Origin of the sequence: Bordetella petrii (assembly GCF_020991325.1) — a bacterium.
GTDB lineage: Bacteria > Pseudomonadota > Gammaproteobacteria > Burkholderiales > Burkholderiaceae_B > Bordetella_A > Bordetella_A petrii_E.
The window spans coordinates 1-1,686 of the sequence record NZ_JAJMLX010000475.1; the positions used below are offsets into that span (position 1 = coordinate 1).

The window sequence follows — 1,686 nt, forward strand, 5'->3', positions numbered from 1 at the left end:
CGGCGCGGCCGCGGCGGGGGCCGAGGGCACCGACGGCGTGGCGGCCGGTTTGTTGTCGGCTTGCTGCGGGGCCGACGATTCGCTGCTGCTGGCGGGCGGGGTGCCGAACAACGAGGGCTTGCCGGTATGGATTTGCCAGTTGTTCCACAGGAGCAACAGCGAGAAGGAGAAGATCATCCAGAGGATGGTTCGTCGGATATCCATGGTGCCTACGGTAGGTATACGGGCCGGCCTGGAACGGAACGGCAAACCCGCAAGTTTAGCGTCAATTGGAACCGCTGCGGCGCTGATGCGTGCAGCAGGCGGCCCCCTCGGAATGATGCAGGGGAGGAACCGGGTCGTGGCCGCCCGGCGCCCACGGGTGGCAGCGCCCGATGCGGCGCACCGCCAGCCAGCTGCCGCGCCAGGCGCCGTGCTGCTCGATGGCCTGGATGGCGTAGGCCGAACAGGTCGGGGTGTAGCGGCACTGCCGGCCCAGCCAGGGACTCAGGAAAAACCGGTAAAACCGGATGGGCGCGATGAGCAAAGCCTTGATCATGCTTTCACCCGAGCAAAGTGAGCGTCCACTTCGGCGCGCGCCGACCGCTTCAGGGCGGTCAGGGACGCGGCGGCCGGCTTGCTGTGCAACCGCACCACGTAGTCTTGCGGCGGCAAATGCTGGCGGCCGTGCCGGAAGGCTTCGCGGATGACCCGTTTCAGGGCGTTGCGCGTGGTGGCATGCGCGGCGAAACGCTTGGCGATGATCATGCCCAGGCGCGCCTGGGCAGCCTGGCCCTGGGGCAGGCTGTTGGGCGCGGCGCTGAGAATGAAGAAAGCCCCTCGGGCAAGCCGGCGCCCTTTCAGGGCAGCGGCGAACTCAGAGGGGCGATGCAGCCGCGCCTCGGGAGGAAGCGTGGCGCGCGGCATGAACGACCGGTGTGGCGATACGCGAAAAGCGGAAAGACCCGGTGCCGGCCTTAGACGGCCAGGCGCTTGCGGCCCTTGGCGCGGCGAGCGTTCAGCACGGCACGGCCGCCGCGGGTTTTCATGCGCACGCGAAAGCCGTGGGTACGCTTGCGGCGGGTAACGGAAGGTTGGTAGGTGCGTTTCATGGACGATCCACAAAAAGAACAACGTCAGAAGGGGCCTGCCCGACGGGTTCCCGGCCAGGGCATGCCCTGGCGCAAATAACGGCGGGGGCGGGCCCCGGCGTACATAAAAAGAACCTTCTGACAGACAGAATTCGGAAAAGCCCATCATTTCAGCAAGTTTTCTCTGCCTTGTCAAACAGTTACGCCCCGGCCTGGGGAACGTAACAGTCACTGCCTGTGGATAACCCACCCTCAGGCAAGGTAGAATCGAGGTTTGAACAAGAGCGACATGAAAGAATTCTGGCAGACCTGCGTCAGTCGTCTAGAGCAGGAACTCCCCCCACAGCAAATCAGCGCCTGGATACGGCCGCTGGTACCGCTTGCGTACGACGAGACGCAGGCCGTCCTACGCGTAGCCGCGCCCAATCGGTTCAAGCTGGATTGGGTGCGCAAGAACTTTTCTCATCAAATAGAGGCCCTGGCGGCCGAATGGTTCCAGCGTCCGGTGCAAGTGGCATTTGAACTGCCTGCCGGCAGCACCACGCCGCGCATCCCCGCCGCGCCGCGCGCCGCCGCTTCCTGTGCCGCCGCTACCATTTCACCACCCCCTTCTGCC

Annotated in this window: 4 protein-coding genes and 1 pseudogene; 1 reads left to right on the forward strand and 4 read right to left on the reverse strand. The window is 65.2% G+C overall.

Going from position 1 to position 1,686, the window contains the following annotated elements; genetic code table 11:
* The 4 genes and pseudogenes from LPZ50_RS24700 to rpmH all read right to left on the reverse strand — a co-directional run.
* Positions 1–204: pseudogene (locus LPZ50_RS24700) on the reverse strand (membrane protein insertase YidC); the annotation flags it as partial.
* 61 nt (positions 205–265) lie between these two features.
* Positions 266–538: a membrane protein insertion efficiency factor YidD gene (gene yidD, locus LPZ50_RS24705; RefSeq protein ID WP_230665473.1), complete on the reverse strand. Its 273-nt coding sequence runs from the start codon at positions 536–538 to the stop codon at positions 266–268.
* Positions 535–906 carry a ribonuclease P protein component gene (locus tag LPZ50_RS24710; protein ID WP_230665474.1) on the reverse strand — a complete coding sequence of 124 codons (372 nt, stop codon included), beginning with the start codon at positions 904–906 and terminating at the stop codon, positions 535–537. The genes yidD and LPZ50_RS24710 overlap by 4 nt, the downstream gene beginning before the upstream one ends.
* Positions 907–956: 50 nt before the next feature.
* Positions 957–1,091, reverse strand: a complete 135-nt coding sequence (gene rpmH, locus LPZ50_RS24715; protein ID WP_003800771.1) for a 50S ribosomal protein L34 — start codon at positions 1,089–1,091, stop codon at positions 957–959.
* A 268-nt stretch (positions 1,092–1,359) separates the two neighbouring features.
* Here rpmH and LPZ50_RS24720 point away from each other — a divergent pair.
* The coding region (locus LPZ50_RS24720; protein WP_329957705.1) for a DnaA N-terminal domain-containing protein at positions 1,360–1,686 on the forward strand (327 nt) is incomplete at its 3' end.

Coding starts and splice junctions, on each gene's coding strand:
- rpmH (WP_003800771.1), bottom strand. CDS start 1,091: ATGAAACGCACCTACCAACCTTCCGTTACCCGCCGCAAGCGTACCCAC.
- yidD (WP_230665473.1), bottom strand. CDS start 538: ATGATCAAGGCTTTGCTCATCGCGCCCATCCGGTTTTACCGGTTTTTC.
- LPZ50_RS24710 (WP_230665474.1), bottom strand. CDS start 906: ATGCCGCGCGCCACGCTTCCTCCCGAGGCGCGGCTGCATCGCCCCTCT.